Annotated in this window: 33 protein-coding genes; 7 read left to right on the top strand and 26 right to left on the bottom strand. The window is 68.1% G+C overall.

Features of this window, described 5'->3' with window-relative positions; all coding sequences use genetic code 11:
• Positions 1-16 precede the first annotated feature (16 nt).
• Positions 17-955: a DMT family transporter gene (locus ACYX4P_RS08120; protein WP_248119597.1), complete on the bottom strand. Its 939-nt coding sequence runs from the start codon at positions 953-955 to the stop codon at positions 17-19.
• A 96-nt stretch (positions 956-1,051) separates the two neighbouring features.
• Here ACYX4P_RS08120 and ACYX4P_RS08115 point away from each other — a divergent pair, with 96 nt between their 5' ends.
• Positions 1,052-1,330, top strand: a complete 279-nt coding sequence (locus ACYX4P_RS08115) for a type II toxin-antitoxin system Phd/YefM family antitoxin (RefSeq protein ID WP_248119596.1) — start codon at positions 1,052-1,054, stop codon at positions 1,328-1,330.
• A complete protein-coding gene (locus tag ACYX4P_RS08110; protein ID WP_248119595.1) occupies positions 1,327-1,707 on the top strand; it encodes a type II toxin-antitoxin system VapC family toxin in 381 nt (126 codons plus the stop codon). The genes ACYX4P_RS08115 and ACYX4P_RS08110 overlap by 4 nt, the downstream gene beginning before the upstream one ends.
• 4 nt (positions 1,708-1,711) lie before the next feature.
• Here the strand turns inward: ACYX4P_RS08110 and ACYX4P_RS08105 are convergent, their stop codons facing one another.
• The 18 genes from ACYX4P_RS08105 to ACYX4P_RS08020 form a co-directional block, all read right to left on the bottom strand.
• A complete protein-coding gene (locus ACYX4P_RS08105) occupies positions 1,712-2,182 on the bottom strand; it encodes a DUF2269 family protein (protein ID WP_248119594.1) in 471 nt (156 codons plus the stop codon).
• A complete protein-coding gene (locus tag ACYX4P_RS08100; protein WP_292074676.1) occupies positions 2,179-3,480 on the bottom strand; it encodes an SDR family oxidoreductase in 1,302 nt (433 codons plus the stop codon). The genes ACYX4P_RS08105 and ACYX4P_RS08100 overlap by 4 nt, the downstream gene beginning before the upstream one ends.
• Positions 3,477-3,893, bottom strand: coding sequence for a thiol-disulfide oxidoreductase DCC family protein (locus ACYX4P_RS08095; protein ID WP_248119592.1), 417 nt, complete (start codon positions 3,891-3,893; stop codon positions 3,477-3,479). Before ACYX4P_RS08095 ends, ACYX4P_RS08100 begins: the two co-directional genes overlap by 4 nt.
• Before the next feature lie 49 nt (positions 3,894-3,942).
• Positions 3,943-4,449 carry a single-stranded DNA-binding protein gene (gene ssb / locus ACYX4P_RS08090; RefSeq protein WP_248119591.1) on the bottom strand — a complete coding sequence of 169 codons (507 nt, stop codon included), beginning with the start codon at positions 4,447-4,449 and terminating at the stop codon, positions 3,943-3,945.
• A gap of 162 nt (positions 4,450-4,611) precedes the next feature.
• Positions 4,612-5,034: a hypothetical protein gene (locus tag ACYX4P_RS08085; protein ID WP_248119590.1), complete on the bottom strand. Its 423-nt coding sequence runs from the start codon at positions 5,032-5,034 to the stop codon at positions 4,612-4,614.
• A complete protein-coding gene (locus tag ACYX4P_RS08080; protein ID WP_248119589.1) occupies positions 5,034-5,705 on the bottom strand; it encodes a hypothetical protein in 672 nt (223 codons plus the stop codon). The genes ACYX4P_RS08085 and ACYX4P_RS08080 overlap by 1 nt, the downstream gene beginning before the upstream one ends.
• A gap of 81 nt (positions 5,706-5,786) precedes the next feature.
• Entirely contained in the window at positions 5,787-8,486 is a 2,700-nt protein-coding gene (locus tag ACYX4P_RS08075; RefSeq protein ID WP_248119588.1) for a transcriptional regulator, read from the bottom strand.
• 58 nt (positions 8,487-8,544) lie between these two features.
• On the bottom strand, positions 8,545-9,399 hold the full coding sequence (locus ACYX4P_RS08070; RefSeq protein ID WP_248119587.1) for a flagellin: 855 nt from the start codon (positions 9,397-9,399) through the stop codon (positions 8,545-8,547).
• A 135-nt stretch (positions 9,400-9,534) separates the two neighbouring features.
• Positions 9,535-9,807, bottom strand: a complete 273-nt coding sequence (locus tag ACYX4P_RS08065) for a flagellar protein FlaG (RefSeq protein WP_248119586.1) — start codon at positions 9,805-9,807, stop codon at positions 9,535-9,537.
• Between the two features lie 84 nt (positions 9,808-9,891).
• Positions 9,892-10,722: a flagellin N-terminal helical domain-containing protein gene (locus ACYX4P_RS08060; RefSeq protein WP_248119585.1), complete on the bottom strand. Its 831-nt coding sequence runs from the start codon at positions 10,720-10,722 to the stop codon at positions 9,892-9,894.
• 144 nt (positions 10,723-10,866) lie between these two features.
• Positions 10,867-11,679, bottom strand: coding sequence for a flagellin (locus tag ACYX4P_RS08055; protein ID WP_248119584.1), 813 nt, complete (start codon positions 11,677-11,679; stop codon positions 10,867-10,869).
• Positions 11,680-11,959: 280 nt separating this feature from the next.
• Complete coding sequence (locus ACYX4P_RS08050; RefSeq protein WP_248119583.1) at positions 11,960-12,778, bottom strand: flagellin; 819 nt, start codon at positions 12,776-12,778, stop codon at positions 11,960-11,962.
• A gap of 289 nt (positions 12,779-13,067) precedes the next feature.
• Complete coding sequence (locus tag ACYX4P_RS08045) at positions 13,068-13,295, bottom strand: hypothetical protein (protein ID WP_312570774.1); 228 nt, start codon at positions 13,293-13,295, stop codon at positions 13,068-13,070.
• An 8-nt stretch (positions 13,296-13,303) separates the two neighbouring features.
• Positions 13,304-13,687: a M15 family metallopeptidase gene (locus tag ACYX4P_RS08040; RefSeq protein ID WP_248119581.1), complete on the bottom strand. Its 384-nt coding sequence runs from the start codon at positions 13,685-13,687 to the stop codon at positions 13,304-13,306.
• Positions 13,684-13,947, bottom strand: coding sequence for a hypothetical protein (locus ACYX4P_RS08035; RefSeq protein ID WP_248119580.1), 264 nt, complete (start codon positions 13,945-13,947; stop codon positions 13,684-13,686). The genes ACYX4P_RS08040 and ACYX4P_RS08035 overlap by 4 nt, the downstream gene beginning before the upstream one ends.
• Positions 13,944-14,099, bottom strand: a complete 156-nt coding sequence (locus ACYX4P_RS08030) for a hypothetical protein (RefSeq protein ID WP_248119579.1) — start codon at positions 14,097-14,099, stop codon at positions 13,944-13,946. Before ACYX4P_RS08030 ends, ACYX4P_RS08035 begins: the two co-directional genes overlap by 4 nt.
• Positions 14,096-15,541, bottom strand: a complete 1,446-nt coding sequence (locus ACYX4P_RS08025; protein ID WP_282438931.1) for a DUF2793 domain-containing protein — start codon at positions 15,539-15,541, stop codon at positions 14,096-14,098. Before ACYX4P_RS08025 ends, ACYX4P_RS08030 begins: the two co-directional genes overlap by 4 nt.
• Positions 15,542-15,685: 144 nt before the next feature.
• Positions 15,686-16,147: a DUF4112 domain-containing protein gene (locus ACYX4P_RS08020; RefSeq protein ID WP_248119578.1), complete on the bottom strand. Its 462-nt coding sequence runs from the start codon at positions 16,145-16,147 to the stop codon at positions 15,686-15,688.
• Positions 16,148-16,216: 69 nt separating this feature from the next.
• Here ACYX4P_RS08020 and ACYX4P_RS08015 point away from each other — a divergent pair, with 69 nt between their 5' ends.
• Positions 16,217-17,167 carry an endonuclease/exonuclease/phosphatase family protein gene (locus tag ACYX4P_RS08015; protein WP_248119577.1) on the top strand — a complete coding sequence of 317 codons (951 nt, stop codon included), beginning with the start codon at positions 16,217-16,219 and terminating at the stop codon, positions 17,165-17,167.
• Positions 17,168-17,410: 243 nt separating this feature from the next.
• Here the strand turns inward: ACYX4P_RS08015 and ACYX4P_RS08010 are convergent, their stop codons facing one another.
• The 7 genes from ACYX4P_RS08010 to ACYX4P_RS07980 form a co-directional block, all read right to left on the bottom strand.
• Positions 17,411-18,628, bottom strand: a complete 1,218-nt coding sequence (locus ACYX4P_RS08010; RefSeq protein ID WP_248119576.1) for a CCA tRNA nucleotidyltransferase — start codon at positions 18,626-18,628, stop codon at positions 17,411-17,413.
• Positions 18,625-19,281 (bottom strand): CoA pyrophosphatase, encoded by a 657-nt coding sequence (locus tag ACYX4P_RS08005; protein WP_248119575.1) that lies wholly within the window; start codon positions 19,279-19,281, stop codon positions 18,625-18,627. The genes ACYX4P_RS08010 and ACYX4P_RS08005 overlap by 4 nt, the downstream gene beginning before the upstream one ends.
• Entirely contained in the window at positions 19,278-19,829 is a 552-nt protein-coding gene (locus ACYX4P_RS08000; RefSeq protein WP_248119574.1) for a DUF1285 domain-containing protein, read from the bottom strand. The genes ACYX4P_RS08005 and ACYX4P_RS08000 overlap by 4 nt, the downstream gene beginning before the upstream one ends.
• A gap of 71 nt (positions 19,830-19,900) precedes the next feature.
• Positions 19,901-20,551 carry an OmpW/AlkL family protein gene (locus tag ACYX4P_RS07995; RefSeq protein WP_248119823.1) on the bottom strand — a complete coding sequence of 217 codons (651 nt, stop codon included), beginning with the start codon at positions 20,549-20,551 and terminating at the stop codon, positions 19,901-19,903.
• 129 nt (positions 20,552-20,680) lie between these two features.
• Positions 20,681-21,184 carry a GNAT family N-acetyltransferase gene (locus ACYX4P_RS07990; RefSeq protein WP_248119573.1) on the bottom strand — a complete coding sequence of 168 codons (504 nt, stop codon included), beginning with the start codon at positions 21,182-21,184 and terminating at the stop codon, positions 20,681-20,683.
• A 56-nt stretch (positions 21,185-21,240) separates the two neighbouring features.
• Positions 21,241-22,014, bottom strand: a complete 774-nt coding sequence (locus tag ACYX4P_RS07985; RefSeq protein ID WP_248119572.1) for an enoyl-CoA hydratase-related protein — start codon at positions 22,012-22,014, stop codon at positions 21,241-21,243.
• On the bottom strand, positions 22,011-23,093 hold the full coding sequence (locus ACYX4P_RS07980; protein WP_248119571.1) for an MBL fold metallo-hydrolase: 1,083 nt from the start codon (positions 23,091-23,093) through the stop codon (positions 22,011-22,013). The genes ACYX4P_RS07985 and ACYX4P_RS07980 overlap by 4 nt, the downstream gene beginning before the upstream one ends.
• A 124-nt stretch (positions 23,094-23,217) precedes the next feature.
• Between ACYX4P_RS07980 and ACYX4P_RS07975 the strand changes: the two genes are divergently transcribed.
• From ACYX4P_RS07975 to ACYX4P_RS07960, 4 genes are all read left to right on the top strand, one after another.
• Positions 23,218-24,177 (top strand): hypothetical protein, encoded by a 960-nt coding sequence (locus ACYX4P_RS07975; RefSeq protein WP_248119570.1) that lies wholly within the window; start codon positions 23,218-23,220, stop codon positions 24,175-24,177.
• Between the two features lie 107 nt (positions 24,178-24,284).
• The gene (xth, locus tag ACYX4P_RS07970) at positions 24,285-25,070 is read left to right on the top strand and encodes an exodeoxyribonuclease III (RefSeq protein ID WP_248119569.1); all 786 of its coding nucleotides are present in this window, start codon (positions 24,285-24,287) and stop codon (positions 25,068-25,070) included.
• 5 nt (positions 25,071-25,075) lie between these two features.
• Complete coding sequence (locus tag ACYX4P_RS07965) at positions 25,076-25,591, top strand: hypothetical protein (RefSeq protein ID WP_248119568.1); 516 nt, start codon at positions 25,076-25,078, stop codon at positions 25,589-25,591.
• 84 nt (positions 25,592-25,675) lie between these two features.
• On the top strand, positions 25,676-26,593 hold the full coding sequence (locus tag ACYX4P_RS07960; protein WP_248119567.1) for a cobalamin biosynthesis protein CbiG: 918 nt from the start codon (positions 25,676-25,678) through the stop codon (positions 26,591-26,593).
• The last annotated feature ends 8 nt before the right edge of the window (positions 26,594-26,601 follow it).

Below are 26,601 nucleotides of genomic sequence, written 5' to 3'. Positions count from 1 at the left end.
ATCGTTTCCGATCAGATCAAGCCTTGGCGGCCCCGGCGCGCAAGCCCCGTTCGGCCAGAGCGACCAGAACCACTCCGCCCATGGCGATAGCCGAGCCGGTCAGGATCTGCGGCGTCAGCACATCGCCCATCAGGCCCCAGCCGATCGCCATCGAAACCACCGGCGTCGCCAGCAGATAAGGCGTCACACGCCCCGCCTCACGCCTCTGCACCAGCCAGAACAACAGGGTCGTGGCCAGGACCGAAGACACCACCCCGGCCCAGAGCAGCGAGACCCAGACCATCGGCGGCGCCGTGCGGATCGCCTCGATCTGACCGTGTTCGAACACAAGAGAGCCGAAGGCCAGCACCGGAAGGGTCCCGGCCGCCAGCAGACCCTGCATCTTCAGCGGCGGGATCGACGTGGTCCGCCGCGCCACCACGGTCGCCAGGGCCCAGGCGGCGCCGGCGGCGATCCCCACCAGAATGGCGCGCCAGTCCTGCAACGCATGGGTGTCCAGCGTCATCCAGGCCACGCCGACAAAGGCGACGCCCATGCCGACCAGCGCCCCCCGGCTCAACCGTTCGCCCAGAATCGCGAAGGCGAACAGGGAGGTGAAGGGAATCCACAACTGGTTGGCCACGGTCACCGGGCTGATGTCGTGCGCCAGCCAATAGGCCGTATAGACCAGGCCATACTGGATCGGCCCGCCGACCAGCACGATGATCAACAGACTTTTCCAATCGGGAAACGGCGGCCGCACGAAGGCGAACAGACAGGCGCTGGCGATGCCGAACCGGATCGCCCCGACCAGCAGCGGGCTGAGATGCTCCGTCGCCAGCTTGGCCCCGGCGTTGTTCACCCCCCACACCACGATGATCGCCAGAATGGCCGCGATCTCCAGTCCGGTCAGGGCGTGGGGCTTCACAGGGAGGGGCGCGGGTGCGGGCGCGGTATCTGGGGCGGCGTCGGTCATGGGCGGTCTATGGCACGGCGCGGGCGGTTTCGTCGCTCACATGAGGTGTCGCGGCGTTGCATTGACATGTACAGCCTCAACGACCAACCTGTACATATGACCGAAGTCACCCTGACCGCCCTGCGCAAGGATCTCTTTCGACTGGTGGACAGCGTGCTGGCCACCGGCGAGCCGCTGGTCATCCGGCGCGGCGGTCGACGACTGACGCTGATCGCCGAGGCGCCCAAGCCCGCCCTGACGCCGGAGGAACGCTATGACGCCTATATGGCGCAAGGCGTGCGCGAGGGCGCCGACGACTGGGCAGACGACATCGACACGAACAAAAGCCACTGGACCTGGGACCCCGACACCAAGTTCGATCTGGGCGACAAATGATCCATTTGGACACCCAGGTCGTGGCCTGGCTCTATCTGCGCAAGACCAAGAACCTGAGCGATGTCGCCAAACGACTGCTACGCCGTTCCGGCGCTCCCGTGATTTCGCCGCTGGTTGTTGTCGAGCTTGAAATCCTCACCGAATTGGGTCGGATAAATCCGCCGTCCGTCCCGGACATGATCGCGGCGCTGGAAGACCAGATCGGCTTGGTCCAATCCGACGCCTCGATGTCGGCCGTCGCTCAGGCGGCCTGTCGGTTCGGTTGGACGCGCGATCCGTTCGACCGGCTGATCGTGGCCAACGCCATGGCCGATGGCGCGCGGCTGATCACGGCGGATCAGATGATCCTGCGCCATTTCGATCAGGCGGTCTGGTAGGCGATCAGAACTCGGGCTTTGCGACCATCAGCCAATAGATGCCCAGGACGCCCGCAAAGGCCGGCCAGCCCAGTCCGAACCACCAGCGGAAAAGCCGGTTATAGGCAGGCGGCAATGGCGCGCCCTGCCCCGCCGCCTGTTCGGCCAGTTTCATCATCCGGTACTGTATCCACACCACCGGCAGCCAGCAGACGCCCACGAAGACATAGAGGCCATAGGCCGCCAGCAGCCACGGGCTGGTCAAGGACCAGCCCTGCAGATGGATCAGCCCCAGCCCGCTGATCGGCTGAACCACCACGGCGCTGGCGGTGAAGACGAAATCGGCCAGGACCACGATCTTGCCGACATCCGCCACCGTCTTGGCGTCCCGGGTCGCATGGGCGCGCAGCATGAAGAAGGCGATCCCCGCCCCCGTCCCGAACAGCACCGCGCCCGACAGGATGTGGATGATCTTCAGCATGACATACAGGCTCATCGGCGGGCGTCCGTGGCGGCGACGAACAGGCACAGGGCCATCATCGGCAGGACCTTCAGCCATGGCCCCAGCGGGTCGATCCAATAGTGCGGCAGGCTGATCGTCCCGGCGATCAGATAGCCGACCGTGGCCAGGCACATGAAGATCGCCACCCGCGCCGTCCACGGCCGCACGAACAGCATCAGTCCCAACACCACGTCCAGCAACGCCCCCCACCAGGCGACAGGACCAGCCAGACGGCCATAACCGCCCTCATGCAGTATGGCGACGGCGCCGTTCCACCCTGGCCCGAAACTGATCAGGCCGGTGATCAGCCAGAACAGGCCCAGCGTCAGGATGGCGACCGGCCGCACGAACCACAGCCGCGCGTGCCAGACATCCTGAACCGAAGCCGGGGTCTGGGCCAGAAAGTCCGTGAAGCCGCGCGGACGAACGCCCAGCGCCTGGGCCCAACCGCTGTCACGGCCGGCGACATCGTGATCCATCTGTTTGATGGCGGTCGTACGGATCGGCGACGACCATCCCAGACGCCCCAGCAGATCGCCGACGGCCAGGGCGGGCGCGGCCAGGGCGCGCGGCACGCGAACGACCGGCGCCGGCTTCAGACCCATCCAGCCGCGATAAAGCCGCACAGTCTCGACCATGGTCACGGCCTGCGGCCCCGGCATGTCAAACGATTGGCGCGCCGGCGCACCCGGCTTCACCGCCGCGACGACGGCGGCGCACACGTCGCCCAGCGGAATCGGGCGGAAGGTCTGGTCGCCGCCCACGACCGGGCTGAACGCCGGGAAGGCCGCCAGCGCCCGGATCAACCCCGTGCCGCCGAAGGCCGCGCGATCCACCACCAGCGATGGCCGCAGGATCAGCCAGTCCAAACCGCTGGCCTCGACCAGTCGTTCGGTTTCGGCCTTTGTGCGGGCATAGGGGGTGCCGGCCGCCTCGTCCGCGCCGACGGCGGAAATATGCACCAGCCGCCGCACGCCCGCCGCCTGACACGCCGCGATCAGGGCGCGCGGTCCATCGACGTGGGCGGCGAGGGTGCTGTCGCCGCCGCCATCCTGCAATACGCCGACGCAGTTCACCACCGCATCCACGCCGTCCAATATCTGCTTCCAGGCCTCGGCCGAGATCAGTCGTGAAAAGTCGGCGGACACCCAGTCAAAACCGGGCGCGCGGCGAGCCGGCTCGGCGATGCGGCGCGCGCCGGCCAGCACGGACCAGCCGGCCGAGGCCAGAGCCGCCCCGACGTGGGAGCCGATGAAACCGTTCGCGCCCAGCACCAGGACCCGTCCGCTCATCCCACCACCCTGTCGCTCAGATCCACACCTTGCGGCGGCATGGCGCACCATGTCGCGCCGGGAAGGCGGCGACGATGGCGTGCGATGAAATCATACAGGGTGTCGCGAACCCCGCGCGGGACGATCCGCCCCAGAACCGCCAGCCGATAGGGCCACGGCAGAAGGGCGGCGATGCCCAGCGCGCCGTCCGAACGCTGGTACGCCACGCCGTCCTGGATCAGCAGCATCGTATAGGGATCGTCGGGATCGACGCCATAGTGGACCAGCAGCGCCCGCCCCAACGTCGACTGGGTGGGCGCCAGACGGATGCTGCCCGCCAGGTCGTGCTTCAGTATCTTGCGCGCCGAGCCCGAGCACAGGGCGCAATCGCCGTCGAACAGCACCAGCGGCCGGTCGTCCGGGAAGGCCGGCACGGCGGGATCCTCACGATAGCTGTAAGCCCCCCGCCCCACCGGTCAGACCTTAGAAGGGAATGTCGTCGTTCAGGTCGTAGCTTTCCTTGGGACCGCTGGGCTTGTTGGCCCCGCCGGTCGAGAAGCCGGACGAATAGTCGTCGTCGCCGCGCCCCCCGTAGTTTCCGCCGCCGCCGTAACCGCCGCCCGACGACCCGCCTTCCGAACGACCGCCCAGCATGGTCAGTTCACCCTTGAAACGGCTGACCACGATCTCGGTCGAATACTTCTCGACACCCTGCTGATCGGTCCATTTGCGGGTCTGGAGCGCGCCCTCGATATAGACGGTCGAGCCCTTCTTCACATAGTTTTCGACCACCTTGACGATGTTGTCGTTGAAGATGACGACCCGGTGCCACTCGGTCTTTTCCTTGCGCTCGCCCGAGGACTTGTCGCGCCAGGTTTCCGAAGTCGCGATCGACAGATTGGCGATCCGGTCGCCGTTGGGCATGGAGCGGATTTCCGGGTCGCGACCCAGATTGCCGACCAGAATGACCTTGTTGACGCTGCCCGCCATGAAAACTTCCTTTTCTCGAAGGGCGGCGCATCTCTGGCCCGCCCTATAATTCAGCCCGATGTCTTAGGGCCGATGCGGATCACCGCCAGCCGCATTCGACATCCGACCCGCCAAACCGGTGGATTAACGAAATGTTCCACCTTTGTTCACGGCACGCAACTTTTACTTCGCGGCAGGCTCCGACGCCACGGCGACCGGACGGCCGGTCTCGTCACGCTGAATGGCGCCGGGTATGGCCAGCCGCCCGTCGCCGGTGCGCGCCATCGAGAAGAAGCGGCTGCCGGTCAGGCTCTTGCCAATCTTGACGCCCTCTCGGTCGATGAAGATGAACCGCCCCTGATAGGCGCCCGCGATCTCCTGGTTCGACCCGCCCATGCGCAGGAAACGCAGACGCATCTCCTCAAGGCGGGCGGCGCATTGCTCCAGTTGCGGCTGGTCGTCGGCGATCTTCTGCAGCCGCGGCGGGGCATTGTCCGGCGTCGCGACGAAATAGCAGGCGCCTTCCGCAAACTCATATTTGGGCTGGTTGGAGCAGGCGCCCAGGACAGCGACCCCGGCGACGGCGGCGAGAACGGCGAGGCGCATCAGTTCATTCCCGGAAATTGGCAGTTGCGATCCTGCTCGGCCAGGGTGCGGAAACGCGCGTTGTCGTTCGACTGTTCCACCCGACGCGGCACCAGACGCAGGGTGGTGTCGCCCCAGCGCCCGTATTGAGCATCGCCCGGCCCGACGCAGGTTCCGGCATACAGCGCCTGGACGCAGGCGTTCAGGCTCATGGATCCCGACAGGGTGCGCCAGTCGGATCCGGTGTGACGCAGGCACGGGCTGCCCGAAGCGGCAGGCGTCGGGCGCGGCGCGGGGGTCTGTTCCACACTGGCGGCCGGCGGGGTCTCGGTCATCTGCACGGCGGGCAGTTGCGGCGGCGGGGCGAAGGCGGCGGTCGGCGCGGCGGCCAGGGCGCCGGTCGAATCCAGCCCGACGTCGAGCGCATCCGTCGCCAGGCCGTTGCGGCGCGCGCAGTCCGCCAACGTCGCCATGCCCACGAACTGACCATCGACGAAGCAGCGCAGTTCGCGTGTCGGCTCCAGGCTGGGCGCCTCGGCCAGATTGACCACCAGCCCGCCCTTGGACGCCGGCGGCGCCTCGGTCGGCTTGTCGCCGCCGCCGGTGAAGATCAGGGCCAGCACGACGGCGGCGACGATCACCACGCCGGCGCCGACCGCCAGGATGACGCGGTTGTCTTTCGGAAGGGCCATGAACGGGCTTTCGCTGAAGGGAAGGCCAATAAGGCCAAGCGGGAGCCGGGCGTCAACCGCCTTGGGCGCGCTTGCGCGGCGTCACGCCGTCAGACGGTTCAGGGCGGCCTGGAAGTTGGCGGCCTGGGTCTGCTGATAGGCGGTGGAGGAGCCGCCGCCCGCCTGGGTGTTGGTGGTCGGCGCCGTCTGCGGTCCCAGGGACCGATAGGCCGATCGCACCGCCGTCATGGCCTGGGCCAGGGCTTCGATCGCGGCCTTGATGCTGGCCGGATCGTTCAGGTTCAGAGTGTTGGGCAGGTTCAGCCCATAGGTCTTGGCCGACTTGTCGCCCGTCTTGCCGACGAAGCCGGGCGACAGCCCCAGCGCCGCCAAGGCGTCCTTGCCCACCGCCCCGGCCGAGATGACGGCGCCTTGCTTGTTGTCGGCGGCCACGATCTGGAGCCGCTGAACCGGCGGCGCGACGCGCGAATCGGTGATGACGGTGGCCTTCAGCTGGCGGTTGGAGGCCGTCATGATCTTCTTGGCCAGGGTGTCCAGCGTGTCCTTGGCCTCGATCGTCACGGCGAAGGCGCGTCCCCCGCCGGCCGGAGAGATGCTGAACTGATCGCCGACGCGCGCCGAGGTGGCCACGGTCAGCAGTCTGGAGTCCGCCTGCATGATCTCGCCCTGCGGCAGGCCCAGCCGGTCCAGAACGCTGGCTCCGTCAGAAACGATGCTGAGGCTGGTCGGCGTGACCTGGTCCCCCTCCCCGCGCCAGGTCTGATTGTATTCGACCGCGCCGGTGGCCAGGTCCAGCCGGGCCAGATAGGCTCTGGTCGGATCGGTCTTTGCGGCGCCCGCGTCACGGTTCGTGCCGGTGATCCAGACCTTGCCGTCCTTGATCTCGACGTCGGCGGCGGTGTCATTGCCAGACCCGCCGAAATAGGTCAGCCGGTCGCTGGCGGCGGATTGCAGATCCGTCGACAGCGTGGCCACGAAGACGTCTGTCCCGCCCGCGTGGGCGTTTGTCACCGTACCGATGTCCAGGGCGGGATTGTCCGTCTGTCCCGTCAGCACGACCTGGCCGTTCTCGACCGAAATCCCGGCGATAGCGCCGCTGGCCAGCCCCAGGTCGCGCGTCGCCGCCAGGGTCGGCACGCCGGCCCCATCCAGGGTGAAGCGGCGCACGACGGCGCGTCCGTCCTCGACCCCTGCAGTGTAGATGTCGGCCCCCGACACCGTCATGGCCTGAACGGAATCGTCGCCATCGGTGCCGAACTGAAGCGTCGATATGTTCACCCCGACATCCGGGCCGTTGATCTTGACCGGCTTTTCCTGGAACGTCTGAAGATAGGAATCCCAGCCGCCAAGGGCCGCCTGGCCCGGCATGGCGGACTTGGAGCGCCCGGCGACATAGACCATGCCGTCCGCGCCGAAACCGACCTCTGTCGCCTCGTCCGCAGCCTTGGCGCCGCGCCGCTGGGTCCACAACTCCCTGCCGTCGTCGTCGAAGACCGTGACGAAACTGTCGGCGGTGTTGGCGACATCGCCGCTCTTGCCCGGCTCCAGCGCCCCGGTGACGGACCCCGCCACCGCGACCCGGCCATCGGCGTCCACCGCGATGGAGAAGCCGTTCGCGATGGACGCGGCGCCCAGCAGCTTGGTTTGGAGCAGGTTTCCGCCGGAATCGTATTTCAGAAGGGCCACGTCGCGGGCGCCCTTGATCGGCTGGTTGGCGGCGCCCTGGGTCAGGTCGGCGACCACCCAGATCGAACCGTCGGGCGCTGGCGCGCTGGCGCGGACGGCCGCGACCCCGGCGGGCAGATCGGTCTGTCCCGCCCGCCCCTCGACCCAGAAGGGATCGTCGACGCCCTGCTGGGCGCCAGGCGCCGCGCCGCCGTCCGCCTGGAACTTCAGCAGCTGCGCCGCGCCCTTGGCGCCGGAGCCTTGGGTCACATAGACCGCATCAGACGTATCGACGGCCTGGAAGCCGACGGTTTCGCCCACGGCGCCGCGCACGCGCAGCGCCCACTGGTCCGGCCCAGCCGGCAGGGTGATGGTCCTGGAGCCGCTCTTGATGACCTTGGGCTGGCTCTCGATCATCTGACGCTCGACGCGGGTGTCGACCCCGGCGGCCTCCAGCGCGCCGTTGATATGGGCGATCACATTGTCCATCGTCCGGGGCGTGGCGCCCATGTCGGACAGGTCGATCCCGATCGACTGCGTCCCGGCGTTGGTGCGGATGGTGACAGCGAACTTCACGTTGCCCTGAAACGCCTTGACGCTGTCGCTCAGCGCGCCGTCGTGAATCGGGGTCGTGGTGAAGGTGGTCTGGGCCTTTTCCAGCGCAAAACCGGTTTTGACCGTGGACTTGGACACGCCCTGCACCATCCGCACGTCTTCGAAACCGGCGGACTTCAAATAGTTGGACATCTCGACCATGCCCGCCTCGAACCGCTTGCCGACCTGGGCGGCTTCGGCGCTGCTCAAGCCCTTGGCGTTGGCGCGGTCGGCCAAGGCGCTGAGGGCGTTAAGCCCCTGATAAAGAGCGAACAACTTGCGATAGTCGGCCGAGCCGCCGGCCATGTCGAGATCGACGGCGGCCTCGTTGATCAGTCGCCGCCCGGCCAGCGCGGCGCGCACCATGTCGCTGGCCTTGGGCGCCGCTGCGGCGGCGGTGGAGGCCCACGGCGCCGTCGGCTGGGTCTTCTTGGCCTTTACAGGCGCGGCCATGCCGATAGGCGACGACGACGCCCCCGTCGACGTCCCGAACAGACCCAGCAGATAGCTGTTGTTGATCATTCAGGCGGCTCCGCGTCGATCATGCCGCCCGTCCCGATAACGAACCCTTAAATCCCGATCAGCCCTTGAACAGCGACAGGATGATCTGCGGCGACTGGTTGGCGATGGACAGGGCCTGGACGCCCAGTTGCTGCTGCACCTGCAGGGCGGTCAGGCGGGCGCTTTCCTTGGCCATGTCCGCATCCACCAGATTGCCGATCCCCGCCTCAAGCGCGTCGGACAATTTGCCGACATAGGTGGTGTGACGTTCGATCTGCTTGGACTGGGCGCCCAGTTCGGCCAGGCGCGCCGTGCTGGTGGAGATGGCGGCGTTGATCCGCGACAGGGCGTTGTCGGCATTAGCCTTGCTCAGCAGATCGGGCGCCGTCGTGGCGGGCGTCGCCGCTGCGTTGGCGGCCAGACCCAGACCCGTCAGGGTGAGGTTTTGGCGGTTCAGCGTGATGGTTTCCGCACCATCGGCGCTGGCCAGGAAGTTGATGCCGGCGGTCGCCGACCCGTCCAGAATGTTGGATCCGTCGAAGATCGCATTTTCCGCGAAAGACTGAACAGACTTCAACAGCGCCTGGAACTCGTCGTTGTAGGAGGTCCGCATCGCCAGGGTGGCGCTTTCGTCGGAGGCGGCGGTCGCCTTGCTCTTCAACTCGACCAGAAGGTCCGAAATCTGCTCGCCGGCCGCCAGCGACACATCGGCGATCGAGGTCGCGCGTTTCAGGCTGGTCGCGACGGCTTCCAGCGATCCGCGATCCGCGCGCTGGCCTTGAGCGACGGCCCAGACGGCCGCGTTGTCACGCGCGCCCTGAACCTTCAGCCCCGTGTTCACCCGGCTCTGCGTCGAGGCCAACTGATCGTTGGTTCGATTCAGGTTCTGCAGGGCGATCATCGCCGAGGTGTTGGTGTGGATGCTGGTGGTCATGGCTTCAAGCCCCGGACGTTCTGTGGCGTCCAGTGTTAACCATGAGTCGTGATCGGAGTGTTAACGGGCCGGAAACCATGATTGCGCCGTCCGGCAGGCCGGCGGCGTTCAAATCTTCAGAACCGTTTCCTGTCGTCAGACCGAGGTGTCGACCACCCTGCCGCCGCGATAGGTCGGATCGACGGCCAGCTTCTCCACGTCCTCGCGCGGCAACTGACGGATCACCTCGCCCGTCACCCGGTCCAGAACCTTGTAGACGTAGCGGTTGTTGCCGATCGCCTCGATCGTCAGGCGATACTGGCCGACGTCGCTGTTGTCGTTTCGGGCGTGGTGATGCGCGACCGAGCCGGACGCAGGCGTTGAGGCGGTCTGGGGTACGCTTGTTACTCTCGCGACATGGTTTGTCATGGCTCCCCGCGTGAATGGGTCCACGCGCCTCTAGGGGGTGACGGACGCTCGGCCGGGGCGACGGGGCCGCCCCGGCCGGTCGCCTTAGCGGAACAGGCCCAGCAGGATCGAGCTGGACGAGTTGGCGATCGACAGCGCCTGCACGCCAAGCTGTTGCTTGGTCTGCAAGGCCGTCAGCTTGGCGCTTTCCTTGGCCAGATCGGCGTCCACCAGATTGCCGACGCCGGATTCCAGCGCGTCCTGAAGCTTGCCGACGAAGTTGATCGTGCGACCGACAGACTTCGACTGAGTGCCCAGGGTCGCCATGTCGGTGGTCATAGCCTTGATGGCTGCGTCAACCTTGGTGGCGAAGGCGGCTGTGGTCGCGGCGTCCGTCGGAGCGGCGGCGGTCGCCGTGATGTCGGTGATCGCCGTGGCGGCCGCCTTGTCCGTCGTTCCGAAGCCGATCTGGTAGGTGTTGCCCGTCGACGCCGTCGAGGTCGTGACATTGGTCGCCGTGGTGGTGTTCCACAGGTTCACGCCGTCGAAGCTGGCGCCTTTCAGAGCCGAATCGACCTCCTTGCCCAGCGCGTTCCAGTCGGCCAGATAGGCCGCCTGGGCGTCGCCCGACGAAGACGCGATATTGACCGCCAGGGCCTTCATCTCTTGCAGGGCGGACACGGCTGTATCGCCCGCGGCCAGGGCGACGTCGATGACCGACTGGCCCCGTTGCAGCGAGTTCTTGACCGCATCCTGCGCGCCCATGTTGGCCCGCTGGCTCGTGGCGATGGCGAAGATGGCGCCATTGTCCTTGGCCGAAGACACCTTCTGACCGGTGTTGATCCGGTTTTGGGTCGTCTGCAGCTGAGCGTTGGTGTTGTTGAGGTTCTGCAAGGCGATTGCAGCGCCGTAGTTGGTATTGATGCTGTTAGCCATTTTGGCTGTCCTTCTTCACTTCGTGATGGCCGTCGCCTTTTTGGCGACGGGAGCGTTTTGCTCGGGGTAGTCGGCGGCCGGCCGAAGCCGGCCCCCGGTGATGAAGCCTTGGCGCGCCGTCGAAACGGATCACGCCTCCGGGCCTCAGCGGAATAGGCTCAGCAGGCTCTGGCTCGAGGAGTTGGCGATCGACAACGCCTGAACGCCGAGTTGCTGCTTGGTCTGCAGCGCCGTCAGCTTGGCGCTTTCCTTGGCCAGGTCGGCGTCCACCAGATTGCCGATGCCGGCCTCAGTCGCGTCCTGCAGCTTGCCGATGAAGGTCAGCTGACGGCCGACCGACTTGGACTGGGTGCCCAGGGTGGCCAGGCTGGTCGTCACGGTCTTGATCGCGGCGTCCACATTCGTGACGGTCGCATTGGCGGCCGTGATCGCGCCCGTGTTGACGGCTGTCAGGGTGGCGTCGGCCGACGGCGCGGCGGCGAAGCCGATCCCATAGGTGCCGCCCGACGTATTGGTCGTCAGGTTGGTGACGGCGGCCGTGGTCCACAGATTGGCGCCGTCGAAGCTGGCCCCCGAAAGCGCAGACGCGACTTCCTTGCCCAGGGCGTTGTAGTCGGCCAGATAGGCCTTCTGCGCGTCCGAGTCGGCTGCCGACGACTGGATGTTGACCGCCAGGGCCTTCATCTCCTGCAGGGCCGAGGTCGCGGTGTCGCCCGCCGCCAAGGCCACATCGACGATCGACTGACCGCGTTGCAGCGAGTTCTTGACCGCATCCATGGCGCCCATGTTGGCGCGCTGGGTCGTCGCGATGGCGAAGATCGCGCCATTGTCCTTGGCCGAGGAGACCTTCTGACCGGTGCTGATCCGGTTTTGGGTCGTCGACAGGGCGGCGTTGGTGGCGTTGAGATTCTGCAGCGCGATGGCCGCGCCGTAGTTGGTATTGATGCTGTTAGCCATTTTGGCTGTCCTTTTTCACTTCAAGTGATTTCCGGCGTCATTTTGACGCCAGGAGCTTTTTGCTCGGTGGGTAAGAAGCAATTGCCGGGCCAGGCCGGCCTAGCGGAAAATCGCATAAGTCACTGTTGTTACATGTTAACCTATGATTTACCGTCCTTCCTTCTCGGCAGAACTTGCCGAGTCGACCGCTGCACCCGGCAAGATTTGCCTAGGCACAGGCGCGCTTTAGGGGGCGGGCGCGCGACTGGCCCGCGCCCAACCGTCAGGCCGAACCGCCGCCTTAGTTGCGGAACAGGCTCAGCAGGCTCTGGCTGGAGGAGTTGGCGATCGACAACGCCTGGACGCCCAGTTGCTGCTTGGTCTGCAGCGCCGTCAGCTTGGCGCTTTCCTTGGCCAGGTCGGCGTCCACCAGATTGCCGATGCCGGCCTCGGTCGCGTCCTGCAGCTTGCCGATGAAGGTCAGCTGACGGCCGACCGACTTGGACTGGGTGCCCAGGGTGGCCAGATTGGTGGTGACTTCCTTGATCGCCGCATCGACGATGGTGGTCGTGGCGCCGGCCCGATCAACTGCGCCGCCCGAGACAGCCGTGATCGGGGCCGCCGCAGCCTTGTCCACCGCACCGAAGCCGATCTGATAGGTTCCGCCGCTGACGCTGGTGGTCAAGTTCGTCGCCGTGGTCGTGTTCCACAGGTTCACGCCGTCGAAGCTGGCGCCCTTCAGCGCCTTGTCGATCTCGCCGCCTAGAGCGTTGAAATCCTTCAGATAGGCGGCTTCGGCGTCGGAGCCGGCGACCGACGACTGGATGTTGACCGCCAGGGCCTTCATCTCTTCGAGCGCAGCGGTGACGGTGTCGCCGGCGGCCAAGGCGACGTCGACGATGGATTGGCCGCGTTGCAGCGAATTCTTGACCGCATCCATGGCGCCCATATTGGCGCGCTGGGTCGTCGCGATGGCGTAGATCGCGCCGTTATCTTTGGCGGTGGCGACTTTCAGGCCCGTGTTGACACGGTTCTGCGTGCGATCCAGCTGAGCGTTGGTCGCATTGAGGTTCTGCAGCGCGATGGCGGCGCCGTAGTTCGTATTGATGCTGTTAGCCATTTTGGCTTTTCCTGTTCACTTCGTGTGATGTCCGACGCCATTTTAGCGTCAGGAGCGTTTTGCTCGGTCACATCAGGAGCAAGGGCGGGGCCAGCTTCCAGACCGTGTTCTGACCTGACGCCGCCCTGATTTCATTGAACTTATTTGAGAGAGCGGCGAGACGACCCGGCAAGTCCGGCCATCGGGCGGCAGAAGTTGCCGAGTCGTTTCTGCAGGGCTTTCATCGCCGCGCGCCCTGCCCGGTCCGTTGCGCCGCCTGCATGGCCCATTAGACCAGCAGCGTTTCGCTCTAGGCGTCGCGCGCCGTCGGCTCAGCCGGCAGGACGGCCAGGGCGCGCGGTCGCGTCGCCGCCTCGGCCGAGGCTGAGAGAGCCCGATATTGCGCGGTCGCCAAACGCTTCTGACGAACGTCCAGAGGGTCCCAGCGAAGGCCCGAGCCGCCCAGCAGGACGACGAGGCAGGCCACGGCTGCGGCGCCCGCCGCCAGCCAGCCCAGGGGCATCAGAGCGCGCAACAAGGACGGACTCATGGAAACGCCTTTCGGTCCAGTTCGAAGTGCGGCCCGTCGCGCAGCGTCTTCCAGTCGCCGCCCCAGATCAGCGGCGTCTCATGCTCATGCGCCGCCGTCTTGAACGCCTCGGCGATCCGGCCATACAGCGGCCAATCCCAACGCACCTGCCCCTCGACCAGGGCGGCGACGTCGACGGCATGGCCGGTCAGGTGCCGCGACCGCTGGGTCCGGCTGGCCCCGGCCTTGACCAGGAGCGCCTGACGCTCGGGCGTGCGCAGCCCTTCGGTGATCATGAAGTCCACCGACGAGCGGACGATGGCCGCCTCGACCACGGCGACCAAGGCCGGATGTACGCCCTGCAGCCGCGCACGCGAGCGGACGGACAGACGAAAGCTCATGGCCGTCCTCCCGGCATCCCTAGCCGCGCATTGGCCGACAGGGCGATCAGCTGCTGGGCCGTCGGCGCCACCAGGTAGAGGACCAGGATCAGCGCCAGCAGCCCCATCAAACCGTCCGCCGTGCGCGGCAGCATCTGCGGCGGCATCCGCCCCACCACCTGCATCAGCAGAACCCACAGCCCCGCGCTGACCGCAAAGGCGTAGAGGCGCCGAAACAACCAGCGTCCCTCGGCCAGAGGTTTCTGAACTCGCCCGCTCATCGTCCGTCCTCCTCGTCATAGGGGGCCGGATCGCAGCGGCCGTCCCAGCCCGACTGCGCCCGCCATTCCGTATCGCTGAGACTGTCGGGCGCTTCCCACGCCTCGTCCTCCAGCACCTCGACCGGCTCGGCCGGATGTCTACGCCGGCTCATCCGACCACCGTCAGCCGAACCGCGCCGCCCGCGCCCGCGCCTCCCACGCCGCCCGCCGTCAGACCCGCGCCGCCTCCACCGCCCCCGGCCCCGAACCCGCCGCCGGGGCCGCCCGGCGACCCTGCGCCGCTGGCCGAGGCGTTTCCGCCCCCGCCGCCTCCGCCGACCAACGACAGCGTCGGATCGGACGCCGCGCCCGCCGCACCCGCAGCCCCGCCCGGTGCGCGCGCCGTCGACCAGCCGCCGGACCCGCCGACGCCGCCCGCTCGTGTGATATCGGCCGCGCTCAATCCGCCGCCGCCCGCGCCGCCGCCCGGACCGTCGGGGCACAGGCTCTCGCCCCCCGCGCCGCCAGACGCCGTGATCGAGGACGCCCCGCCCCCGTTCGCCGGGCGCAGACCCAGGCCGCCGGAACCGCCGGCCGCTCCCCCGACCGCGCCGGTCGATCCCGCCGACCCGCCCGAGGCGCGCAGCAGGACGACGCCATTGATCGCGACCCGGCTTTCGCCGCCCGCCCCGGTCTGCCCGCCCGCGCCGACCGTGATCGACAGGGCGCCGTCCAGATCCTCGACCGCCCAGCGAGCCCGGCTCAGACCGCCTGCGCCCCCGCCGCCCCCGCCGAAACGGGCGGTTCCCGCGGGTCCGGCCAGACCGGCGCCGCCCGCACCGCCGCCGCCGACGCAGACCGCCTCGATCCAGCGCGCCCAGGCCGGGGGCGAATAGTCTCGGTCGGCGCTCACTAGGATCGTCTCGCGCCGCACCGCGCCCTGATCGAAGGCGGCGCGGCCGGTGGCGCGATCGACACGGAAGACAGAGCGCCAGACGCCCGCCTCGTCGCAGGTCTTCAGCGCCAGATCGTCGTCGCCAATCAGGCCCAGTTCGGCGCGGGCGGCGTATCCGCTCTGGAACAGCAGCGACAGCACATCGCCGGCCGCCTGTTTGTTGAACGTCAGCCGCAAATCGCCGTCACCGCCCTCTTCGACCGTCCGTGCGGTGAACAAGGCGGCGTTCAGCTTGGCCGCCAAAGGATTGGCCGCATCCGCCGTGGTCCCCAGCCCCAGCCGGGTCAGCCCCTGCGCCTCGCGCAGCCAACACCCCAACGGCGTCCAGCCCGCATGGTCCCGCACCACCACCACCGCTTCGTCCCGCACCACGGCGATCAAGCCGGGGGGCGTCGGCACTGCGGTCCAGCCGCCTGCCTCGAACCGCATCAGGCTGCCCTCGCCTCGCCCCGCCCACGCCGCGCCCTGGGCGTCGGCCGGCAGGATGTAGAGGTCGCCATCCGCCGGATCGCCCGGCTGGGTCGCCGTCGTCCGGCTGACCGCCGCCGTCTGCAACAGGGCGTCCAGCCGCGTCAGGGCCGTGTTCAGGGTCACATGTTTCTGCATCTGCCCCGCCGCCAGATAAGGCAGGGCCAGACGCGCGCTGAAGTCGTCGCTCATCGAAATCTCCGTTGTCGTCGGAGATCAGTCTGCTTGCGTTGCGTCCTCAGGCCGGAAGATGGTCGCTGGCGCCCGCCAAGTTACTGTTTTCACGCGATTTCATTCCGGCAGATAGGATGGAGCGCGCCCCCCAGCCATCCTATTTCAGTCGTGCAGATAGACGATCCGCTTCAAGCCTTTTTCGCGCTGCACCTTGGCCTCATGAAGATCGTGGTCGCCGCTGGCGCGGGCGTTGGCCTCGCTATCCTCGACCCAGTGGGTGCTTTCGATATGTTTCTGCAGCGCCCGCGCCGCCATCAGTTGGCCCGGAAAGAAGGTGTCCACCAGATCACCGGCCAGCGGCACCGTTCCTGTCGCCGCGTCGAAGGCCATATAGGCGCCCATCCGCGCCAGGGTCGCGGGCGTCGCCTTGGCCCGCACCGCCTGCAGCATCAGCCAGCCGCCGGTGCCCACCGTATAGGCCGTGCCCACCACCGGCACCCAGGTCAGCAACGCATCCAGACCCATGCCGAACGGCCCGATGCCGATGACCCGGTCCGACAGCTTCTTGACGCCCTCGACATTGGACCAGATGTTTTCGATATCGCGGATTGACCGTGCGGCCATATCGCCCTCCAAGCGTCGCCCTAACGCGGGACGACGCGCCCTTGTTCAATCCGAAAGGTCGGTGCGCCGATGACCCTGTTCAAGCTGACGGCCAACGCACTGGCCGGCGTCGCCCTGGCGGGTCTGGCGGTGTTCGGGATCGCGGCCCTGAGCGGCGTCGGCCATCGGTGGGTCGACATCCTGGCCCAGTTCACCGCTCCGGCTCTGTTGGCGGCCATGGCGGCGACCGCCGTCTGTCTGTTGCTGCGGCTATGGCCCGCCGCCGGCGTGGGTGCGGCGGCCTGTCTGGTGCTGGCGATTGCGGTCTGGCCTCAGTGGACGCCGACGCGCGGGACGGCCGCGACGGACACGCCTATCGTGCGGCTGTATTCGGCCAACCTGTGGGTTTTCAACACCAACGTCGAGGCCATGCGCCGCTCCATCGTCGCGGCCGACGCCGACATCCTGGTGCTGGTCGAGGTGGGCGACGCCCCGGCGGCCCAACTGGACACGCTTTTGGCCGGCTATCCCCACCGCACCGCCATCAGGCGGATGCGGGGGCCTGGCGACCATGCCCAGTCCATCGTCGCCTCGCGCTATCCGATCGTCCAGCGCCTGCCCGACCGGCCGGACGGCCTCAGCGCGGCCGGCGCCGTCGTGGAGACGCCCATCGGGCCGATCAACGTCTTCGCCGTGCATCTGACCCGGCCCTGGCCCTATCAGTATCAGTGGGGCCAGATCACCCAGGTCATGGCCCTGACCCAACGGCGGCTGGCCGCGCCCGCCAATCCCGTCATCGCCGCCGGCGACTTCAACAGCGTCTCGACCGCGCGGATCGGCAAACAGATTCAGGCCGACATGAACCTGATCCCCGCGCCCGGCTGGCCCGGCACCTGGCCCAGCCAAGCCCCTGCCTTCGCCGGCATCACCATCGACCAGGTCTATCGGTCGCCTGACCTAGCCCTGATCACGCGCCGCCTGGGCCTGCCCACCGGCTCGGACCACCGGCCGGTCGTCACCGAGTTCACCCGCGCCGGCTAGAGCGTTCGGCGGTTGTTTGGGACTTGAAAGCATAAGGGTTCGCCACAACGGACATAGCCCTGTCACGGCGAACACAACGGGGACATGTTCCGGTTCGGCGAGCCTTGAAGTCCTGCGGCGGCGAAGCCGCAGGTTCATCGATGGCTTTCAGAGACTGGCAGCCGACGCGCGTTCGGTCTCGTCGTAATCTGCGTGACCCGGCTGTGTTCTTTGTGATGAACGCCCTGTCAGGCCCGCATCAACTCAAGCGTCGCTGGCTCTAGCCGCGATCAACGCCTTCAGCCGCGCCTCGTGCCCCTCGGTCGGAAAGTCGTCGGCGATCCAGCCGTCCTCGAACGCTTTCAACAGCCGCCCCGTCTCCGGTCCCGGCGTCACGCCCAGTCGCGCCAGGTCGCGACCGCTGACCGGCGGCTTCGGCGACGTCCAATCGGCCGCCAGCGCCCTCAGGGCCGAGCCGTCGCCGCCCCCCGCCGCCTCGGCCCGCGCCAGCCGATCCTCGAAGGCGCTTCGCCCCAGCCGATACAGGGCCGCCCGCGCCCGGACCGCCCCCATGTCCGGCGCGACGACGGGACCGTCCGTTACCGCCGCCGTCAACCGATCCCGCTGCGCGTTCGACAGGCGCAACGCCGCCGCCACGTCCGCCACCGCCGCCGCCTCGGCGGGCAGCAGGGCCGACAGCCGCAGGACAGGATCGGGCGTCAGATCGCAGATGGCCTGAAACAGCGTCAGCGGCTGGACCTGCGGCAGCACCTGCTCCAGCACCCCCGCCTCGGCCATCGCCTGCACCGCCGGTCGCGGATCGGGCGCGGCCAGCAGTTTCAGCAGTTCCTTGGACACCCGCTCGGCCGACAGCTGATCCATGCCGGCCTTCAGCGCCGCGCAGGCCGCCAGCCCATCAGCGTCGGGCGCGCCCCTTCCATACCAGGCGTAGAACCGGAAAAAGCGAAGGATACGCAGATAATCCTCACGGATGCGCGTCTCCGCCTCGCCGACGAAGACGATCCGCCCCGCCGTCGCATCGGCCAGGCCGCCCCCCGTCGGATCGAACACCTGGCCCGCCGCATCCGCATAGAGGGCGTTCAGGCGAAAATCGCGCCGCGCCGCATCCTCGGCCCAGTCCTGGGTGAAGGCGACCACGGCGCGCCGTCCGTCGGTCTCCACATCGCGACGCAGGGTGGTGATCTCATAGGGTCGGCGCTCGGACACCCCCGTCACCGTGCCGTGCTCCACCCCGGTCGGCACGGCCTTCAGCCCGGCGGCCTTCAGGGCGGCCATCGTCTGGGCGGGCGTCAGTAGGGTGGCGATGTCGATGTCGTCGACGGGCTGGTCCAGCAGGCTGTTCCTGACGCAGCCGCCGACGAACCGCGCGCAGCCCGGCCCGCCCGCCGTCTCCAGGGCCGTCATCACCGCGCGGGTGGCCGACGCCTCCAGCCACGGCTGACCGCGCATCGACACGCTCACGCCGCGTCCTCGTCGGCGGCGGCGGCGGGATGGGTCTCGTCGCCGTACAACCGCGCGTGCAGCCCCTTCAGAATGCCGGCCGTCACGCCCCAGATGTAACGTTCGCCCCACGGCATGGCCCAGAACCAGCGCCGCAGCCCCTCGTCCAGGTCATAGAAGTCGCGCCGATGGTTGGCCGCATCCATCAAAAAGTCCCACGGCGTCTCGAACACCTCGGCGACCTCGTCCGGCGACGGCGTGACGGTCGGCGCTGCGTCCAGCCAGCCGATCACCGGCGTCACCAGAAAGCCGGTTCCGGTCTCATAGGCGTCAGACAGGCCCAGCACCTGGACGGCGGACGGTTGGAGGGCCACCTCCTCGTCCGCCTCGCGCAGGGCCGCCTGAACCGCGTTTTCGCCGGGGTCCAGCCGCCCGCCGGGAAAGGCGATCTGGCCCGTGTGCCGCGCGAGGGTGTCCGCCCGGCGCGTCAGAAGCACCGTCGCCCCCTCGGGCCGGGCCACCACGGGGATCAACACCGCCGCAGGCCGCAGTTCCCCCGCCGCCCGCGCACTGCCGGGGTTCAGGTCATAATCGGATCGGTCGGGCTTCACCCCCGGCCGCCAGACCGGCGCCAGCTTCTGCGTCAGGCGCGCCTTTAGCGTGTCCAAGCTCACGCCACCGATCCCAGCGAAAAGGCCTGACCGGCCGACCGGACGATCAGCCGCCCGTCCACCTCCTCGGCCAGTTCCACCAGTTCGTAGAACACCGGCCGCGCGATCCGCGCCCACAGACTGCGGCGCACATGGATGCGGGGCGCCGGCTCGCCCGTCACCGGATCAGTCTCGACCTCGATGGGGTCGTCGGGACCGGCCCGCACCTCGTCGCCCACATCGGTCGTGAAAAACAGGTCTTCACCCTCGCGCCCCAGGGCCACCGCCCGAAACGGCAGGTCCTCGACCCGGATCTTCATCTTCTCGACGGGCGTGACGAGATGATAGCCGTCGTGATCCTTGCGCAGGACCGTGGAGAACAGCCGCACCAGCTCCGTGCGGCCGATAGGCGATCCCTCGTGCATCCACACGCCGTCGCGCCGAATGACGATGTCGATTTCGCCGCAATGCTCGGGGTTCCACAGATGAACCGGCGGGATGCCCCGTCCCGGCGCCTGATTCGCCGCTTGCGCCAGGGCGTTCAGCCCGGTCTTTGATGCCTCGTCCGCCATTCGCAAGACTTAGGCGCGCCGGATCGGTTCGTCACCTGTCCAGCACGCCTTCGGCCCTCGAGGTCGACGGATCAGAACTTGCGGCCGAACCCCACGGACACGACCCACGGGTCCAGGTTCACGTCGCTTTTCAACGCGCCGTCGTTGATGTCGGCGTCGGTGTTGAACCACACCTTCTTGACGTCGACATTCAGGCTCCACGGTCCCTTGACGCCGATGTCCGCGCCCGCCTGCAGGGCGTAGCCGAAGCCGTCGTCCAGCTTGACCTTGAAGTTGTTCTTATCCTTGCCGTCGAAGAAGACCATGTAGTTCACGCCAGCCCCGACATAGGGGCTGAAGCGGCCTTCGGTCAGCGGGCGGTATTGCAGGGTCACCACCGGCGGCAGGACCCAGGTTTCGTGAACCGCGACATCCGTGGCGCCGCCCTTGGCGCGGATCTCATGCTGGGTGGCGCCCAGAATGGCCTCGATGGCCAGATGGTCGGTCAGGAAATAGGTGAAGCCCAGGGTGGGCATGACGCTGTCGCCCACATCGACGTGCAGGCCGCTGTCGGCGCCGGCGGCGGTGGTGATGGCGTCGTCCGCCTGAGAGAAGACATCGGTCAGGCGACCGGTGACGATCCAGTCGCCGGCGCGCGGCGTAGTCCAGGCGTCCGCGCTCGCGCCGGCGGCGCTCTGGGCCAGGACCGGCGTGCTGACGGCGGCCGCCGCGACGGCGGCCATGATGGCGAACTTACAAGCTTTCACTTCGGTTATCCCCGACGTCCAGGCCGCCTGATGCGGCCGCTTTTCGGCGTCGGGGGCGTGATGCGCGCGGTCGGCGGGGCGCGCCTTGATCCAGCGCAAAAATCCTTATCGACCGATGGCGACCGCGCCGGATACGGTCGGGGCGCCTGTCGCCAGCCAAAGGATGCGCCGACGATCCACCGGCCCGGGCAGCACCACCTCTGGCGCGGGGACGAAGCCGAAACGCTCGAAATAGGCCCGGTCGCCCACCAGCAGCACCCCGCCGACCTGCCCGGCCAAGGTCCGTGCATGATCCAGACAGGCCGCGATCAGTTCGGCGCCCAGGCCGTCGCTGCGGCGCCCGGCGTCCACCGCGATGGGCCCCAGGAACAAGGCCGGCGTCGGCCCGACCCTGACGGGCCACAGGCGCACCGAGCCGATCACCCGACCTTCCACATGGGCCACGAAACCGGCCGATGGCGCCGACCCTTCGCGCAGGCGCTCGGCCGTCTTGGAGAACCGTCCCGGCCCGAAGGCGGCCATGACCAGCGCCTCCACGCCTTCGGCGTCAGCCGGGGTTTCGGCTCGGATACGGCTGACAGCCGGGGGCATGGCGAGGGCGTGCGACATTGGCGCGCGCACCTAGAAGCAAAGCTGCGCCAAATCAAGGCGCAGTCTTGCGACGGTCAGCCCACCTTGGAGAAGTCCGGCGCCCGCTTCTGGGTGAAGGCCATGAAGGCCTCCATCGCCTCGGGGCTCTTCATCTGCGACACGAAGGCTTCGCCCTCGCGCTGCATCAGGTCCCACAGCGCCTCGGCATCGCGCATCAACCGCTTGGTCTTGCGGATGGAGTTCGGCGCCCTTGCGGCGACCTTCGCGGCCAGGTCCGCCGCCGTCGCATCGACCTGATCGGCCGGAACCGCCCGATTGGCCATGCCCCAGGCCAGGGCCGTGCGCCCGTCCACAGCCTCGCCGAAAGCCAGCATCTCGAAGGCGCGCTGATGGCCGATCACCGCCGGCAGCAACAGGCTGGACGCCGCCTCGGGCGCGATGGCCAGATTGACGAAGGGCACGGACAACAGGGCGTCCTCGGCCAGGACCACCAGGTCGCAGTTCAGCAGCATGGTCATGCCCACGCCCACGGCGCGCCCCCTGGCGGCGGCCACGGCCGGCTTGTCCAGATCGGCCAGCGACTTCAGGAACCGGAACACCGGCAGGTCGGAAGGCGTCTGGGTTTGCGATCCTAGGCTGATGAAATCCTGAATATCGTTCCCGGCGCAGAAACTGTCGCCCTCCGCCCGGAACAGCAGCACCCGAACCGCATCGTCGGTCCGGGCCCGTTCGCTGGCCTCGGCCAGGCCCGTGTACATGGCCTGGGTCAGGGCGTTTTTCTTGTCTGGCCGGTTCAGCGTCACGGTCAGGACGCCATCGGCCAGTTCGGTGCGGATATGTTCGCTCACGTCGTTTCCTCGTCCTGTTCGACGGCGGTCCACCAGTCGACGCCGTTCTCGTCGCGCGTCCGTCGGGCGCGCCCGCGCTTTTCCAGATAGTTCAGATGCGCCTGAGCCTCGCCGGTCGCCATGCCCAGCACACCGTCTCCGACCGTCCGACCGAACACGGCCGGAAAGCCGTCGATCACCCTAGACGGTTGACGCAACGTCCGCTCAAGCCGTTTCAGCGCCGTCTCGTGCCCGCGCTTCAGCGCCTCCAGCCGCGCATGAACGCCGCAAAAGGGCTCGCCGTGCGCCGGCAGGATCAGCGCGCCCTCGGGCATTATCCCACGCAGCCGGTCCAGCGACGCCATCCAGTCGCCCAGCGGGTCCGCCATCGGCTCGGTCGGCCAGACCGAGACGTTCGACGATATGCGCGGCAGGATCTGATCCCCGGCCAAGAAAACATCGTCCGACCGCCGCCACAGGCAAACATGCTCAGGGCTGTGGCCCGAGCCGATCACCACCGTCCAGTCGTCGTCGCCGATCCGAACCGCATCGCCGTCCGACAGCCGACGATGGCTGCGCGGCATCGGCGCGACGCCCTTGGCGAACCCGCCATAGTCCCCGCGCCATTTTTCGATCTGATCTTCCGTCCAGCCGGCGGCGCGGAAGAACCGCACGCCGTCCTTGGGCGCATCGCCGGCCTCCTCGGCCATCAACATCCGGGCCGTCACATATTCCAGCCGCGACATCCACAGCGGCGCCCCCGACCGCTCGCACAGCCAGCCGGCCAGGCCGATATGGTCGGGGTGCATATGGGTGCAGATCAGCCGCGTGATCCGCCGCCCCTCCAGCGGTCCCGCCAGCGCCGTCTCCCACGCCGCCACGGTGTCTGGCGTCCGCAGCCCGGTGTCGATCACCACCCAGCCCGCGCCGTCCCGCAGCGCATAGGCGTTCACATGATCCAGTTGAAACGGCAGGGCGAACCGCAGCCACAGCACGCCGCGCGCAACCTCGACCGCCTCTCCCGGCGCCGGGACGCCGGCGAACGGATAGGTCAGCCCCCGCGCATCTCTCGTCACCGCCGCAGCGCCATCGTCCGCCAAGTCCGTCTCCTATCGCAACGCATCGCGTTGTAGTCTGGCGCTGCCGGTCGCGTCCACCCGCCTTGACCCGGACCCAATAGGCGGTCACGAAGTCTGCCAGTCTTCAGAACCCAGGTGTTTCCCAATGAAATCCCGTCTTCTCGCCGCCGTCGCGGCGCTTCTGTTCAGCGCGGCGGTCGCTGCGCCCGCCCTGGCGCAAGATGCGGAGACACACTCCGCTGACCCGCAAAACGGCGTACGGGCCACCACCCAGGCCGTGACGCCGTCACGTATTAGAGGGCGAAACAACGAACCCCGTCGCGAACGTGCGCCGGCCGCCCCCACCGCCGAGCAAATCCTGGCGGCCGCCCAGGAGCAGATGGCCCTGACCACGACGGGCTGTCAGGTCAGCGAAGCCAAGCTGCTGGGCAAGACGGCCGCCGGCACCACCGTCTATGAAGTCGCCTGCGGCGCCGCGCCGGGCTATATGGTCGAAACCAAGACGCCGCCCGAGGCGTCCAGCTGCATCATCCTGGCCCACACCGCCGAGCAGCGCCGCGCCGCCGATCCGGCGGCCGACGTCGGCCCCCAATGCACCATCGCCGCCAACACCGACACGCAGAAGTTCCTGCGCGAATACGCCAAACAGGCGGGCGTGCCCTGCACCGTCGATCAGGCCAAGATTCTGGGCCAGTCCGGAGCCGGCGCGATCGTCTATGAAATCGGCTGTTCGGACGCCGCCGGATACTGGATCAAGCAGGACGCCGGCGCCTGGACCAAGACCCCCTGCATCCAGGTTCTGGCCGAAAACGGAAAGTGCGACTTCACCACCACCGCCGAGAACGCGGGCTATGTGAAGACGCTGCTGGCCGGATCGGCCGCCGCGCCCTGCAACGTCACCGAGGCCCGCCTGATGGGTCAGAACGCCAACGGCGTCTTCTATGAAGCCAAGTGCGAGGGGGCAGACGGCGTCATCGCCCGCCTGAACGCCGAGAACGTGGTTCAGCAGATCTACCCTTGCACCACCGCCCAGCAGATCGGCGGCGGCTGCAAGCTGACGACGGCCCCGGCCGCTGCGCCTGCCCCCGCCGGCGGCCGCCCGTAGGCGACAGTCAGATATCGACAAGGAAAGGCCGCCGGGCGATCCGGCGGCCTTTTTCTTTTGAACGACGGTCTTTTCGGATCGCGAGACGCAGCCTAAGCCTTGACCCCATGCGCATCGCCACCTGGAACGTGAACTCCGTCAACGCCCGCCTGCCCACCGTGCTGGCGTGGCTGGAACAGGCCGCCCCCGACGTCGCCTGTTTTCAGGAAATCAAATGCGTGGACGAGAAGTTCCCGCGCGAGGCCTTCGAAAGCCTGGGCTACAATGTCGAGACCCACGGCCAGAAGAGCTACAACGGCGTCGCCCTGCTGTCGAAATATCCGATGTCCGACCTCCGGCGCGGCCTGCCCGGCGACGAGACCGACGAACAGGCCCGCTATATCGAGGCCCTGATCGAGGCGCCGCGCCCCATCCGCGTCGGCGCGATCTATCTGCCGAACGGCAATCCCATCGGGACCGAGAAGTTCGCCTACAAACTGGCTTGGTTCGACCGGCTGAACCGCCATGCGCAGGCCCTGCTCAGGTTCGAAGAGCCGCTGGCCCTGTGCGGCGACTACAACGTCATCCCCGAGGCCGAGGACGCCAAGACCCCCGCCGCCTGGACCGACGACGCCCTGTTCCAACCCCAGAGCCGCCAGGCTTTCCGGGCCCTGAAGAACCTTGGCTTGGCCGACGCGCACGAGATCGGCGGCGAGCCGGCGGGAACCTACACCTTCTGGGATTATCAGGCCGGCGCCTGGCAGCGCGACCACGGCATCCGTATCGACTTCGCCCTGCTGTCGCCCCAGGCCGCCGACCGCTGCCGGGGCGTCGAGACCCACCGCGACGCCCGCGACATGGAAAAGCCCAGCGACCACGTCCCCGTGGTGGTCGATCTGGACCTGGAGGCCTGACGCCGATGGCCGACGTCTTGCGGGTGGGTCTGCTGATCGCCCTGGCGGCGGCCCTGCTGACGACCCTGGCCCTGGCGCTGTCGTGGTGGATGGAGCCGCCGCGCCGACTGCGCCGCGCCATGCTCAAGGCCCTGGGCGCCGCGCCCGAGGTGGAGGCCCTGTCGCCCGGCGAAGGCCGTGCCTGCGCCCTGAACTTCGACGTCGAACAGGTAGTGGTGCTGTGGGCCAACGGCGCCCACGGCCTGGCCTACGCCTTCGACGAGGTCGAGGGCGGCGAGATCATCGTGGACGGCCATGTCGTCGCCCGCGTCCGGCGCGGCGAGGCGCGCAAGTCGCTGGACGTCCTGGCCCCCGACGCCGAACAGGTGGTTCTGCGCCTGATGTTCGCCGACGCCCGCAATCCCGAGTTCGAACTGGCGCTGTGGGACGCCGCCCTGCCCGTCCAGACCGGCTCGCCTGGCGAGGCCCTTCGCCTGGGCCGGCGCTGGCTGTCGCACATGGAGGCCCTGCTGAAGGGCTGATCCGCGACAGGGCCTTTCGGTCGCCGCGATGGGGCGTTAGAAGCCCCGCTCATTCCTACCGACGCCTTTATCAAGGAGGCCGCCTTGGCCCGCCTTTTCGACGCCTATGTCGTCGCCGACTGGACCGCCGCCGAAACCAAGAAGCTGGGCGACACCTCGCTGTGGATCGGCGTGGCCAAGCGCGACGTGCGTTTCCGACTCTATACAGAGACCCACAATGTCGCCACGCGCGCCGAGGGCGAGGCCTTGCTGGCCTCCATCCTGGCCGATCACAGGAAGCGTGGCGACCGCGTTCTGGTCGGGCTTGACTTCAACTTCGGCTATCCCGCCGGCACGGCCGCGCGGCTGAATCTGGACGGCACCTCCGGGCAGGCCCCTTGGCAGTTGATGTGGAAATTCATCGCGTCCAACATCGTGGACAAGGCCGACAACACCAACAACCGGTACCAGGTCGCGGCCAAGATGAACCGGCTGATGACCGACGAGGCCTGGCCGTTCTGGGGCGCCCCGGCCAAACAGGCGCAGCGCTGGCTGACCACGACCAAACCCCCCGCAGACGCAGGCGCCGACATCCCCGAGTTCCGCGCCACCGAGGACGCGGTTCGCAAGGGCCGGCTCCAACCCAAGAGCGTCTGGCAGATGCATGGCGCGGGCGCGGTGGGCGGCCAGACCTTGGTCGGCATTCCCGCCGTGCGCCGCCTGTTGGAAAGCCTGGGACCATCCGGCGCCGTCTGGCCGTTCGGCACGGGCTGGCGGGAACTGACGCCCGACGACGTCGAGCCGCTGTCCGCCCTGGTCGTGGAGGTCTGGCCCTCGATGTTCGCGACCACGCTGGAGCCCGGCGAGTTCAAGGACCAGGCCCAGGTGCGCACCACCGCAGAGGCCCTGGCCCGGATGGACGACGCCGGCGACCTGGCCAAGGCCTTCGCCCCGCCCAAGACCGCCACCCCCGACCTTATCGCCCAGGTCGAACACGAAGAAGGCTGGATTCTCGGCGCCTAAGGCCCGAC

The sequence above is a fragment of the Brevundimonas sp. ABV4_179 genome, assembly GCF_056311945.1.
This window is presented reverse-complemented; position numbering and strand designations above follow the sequence as displayed.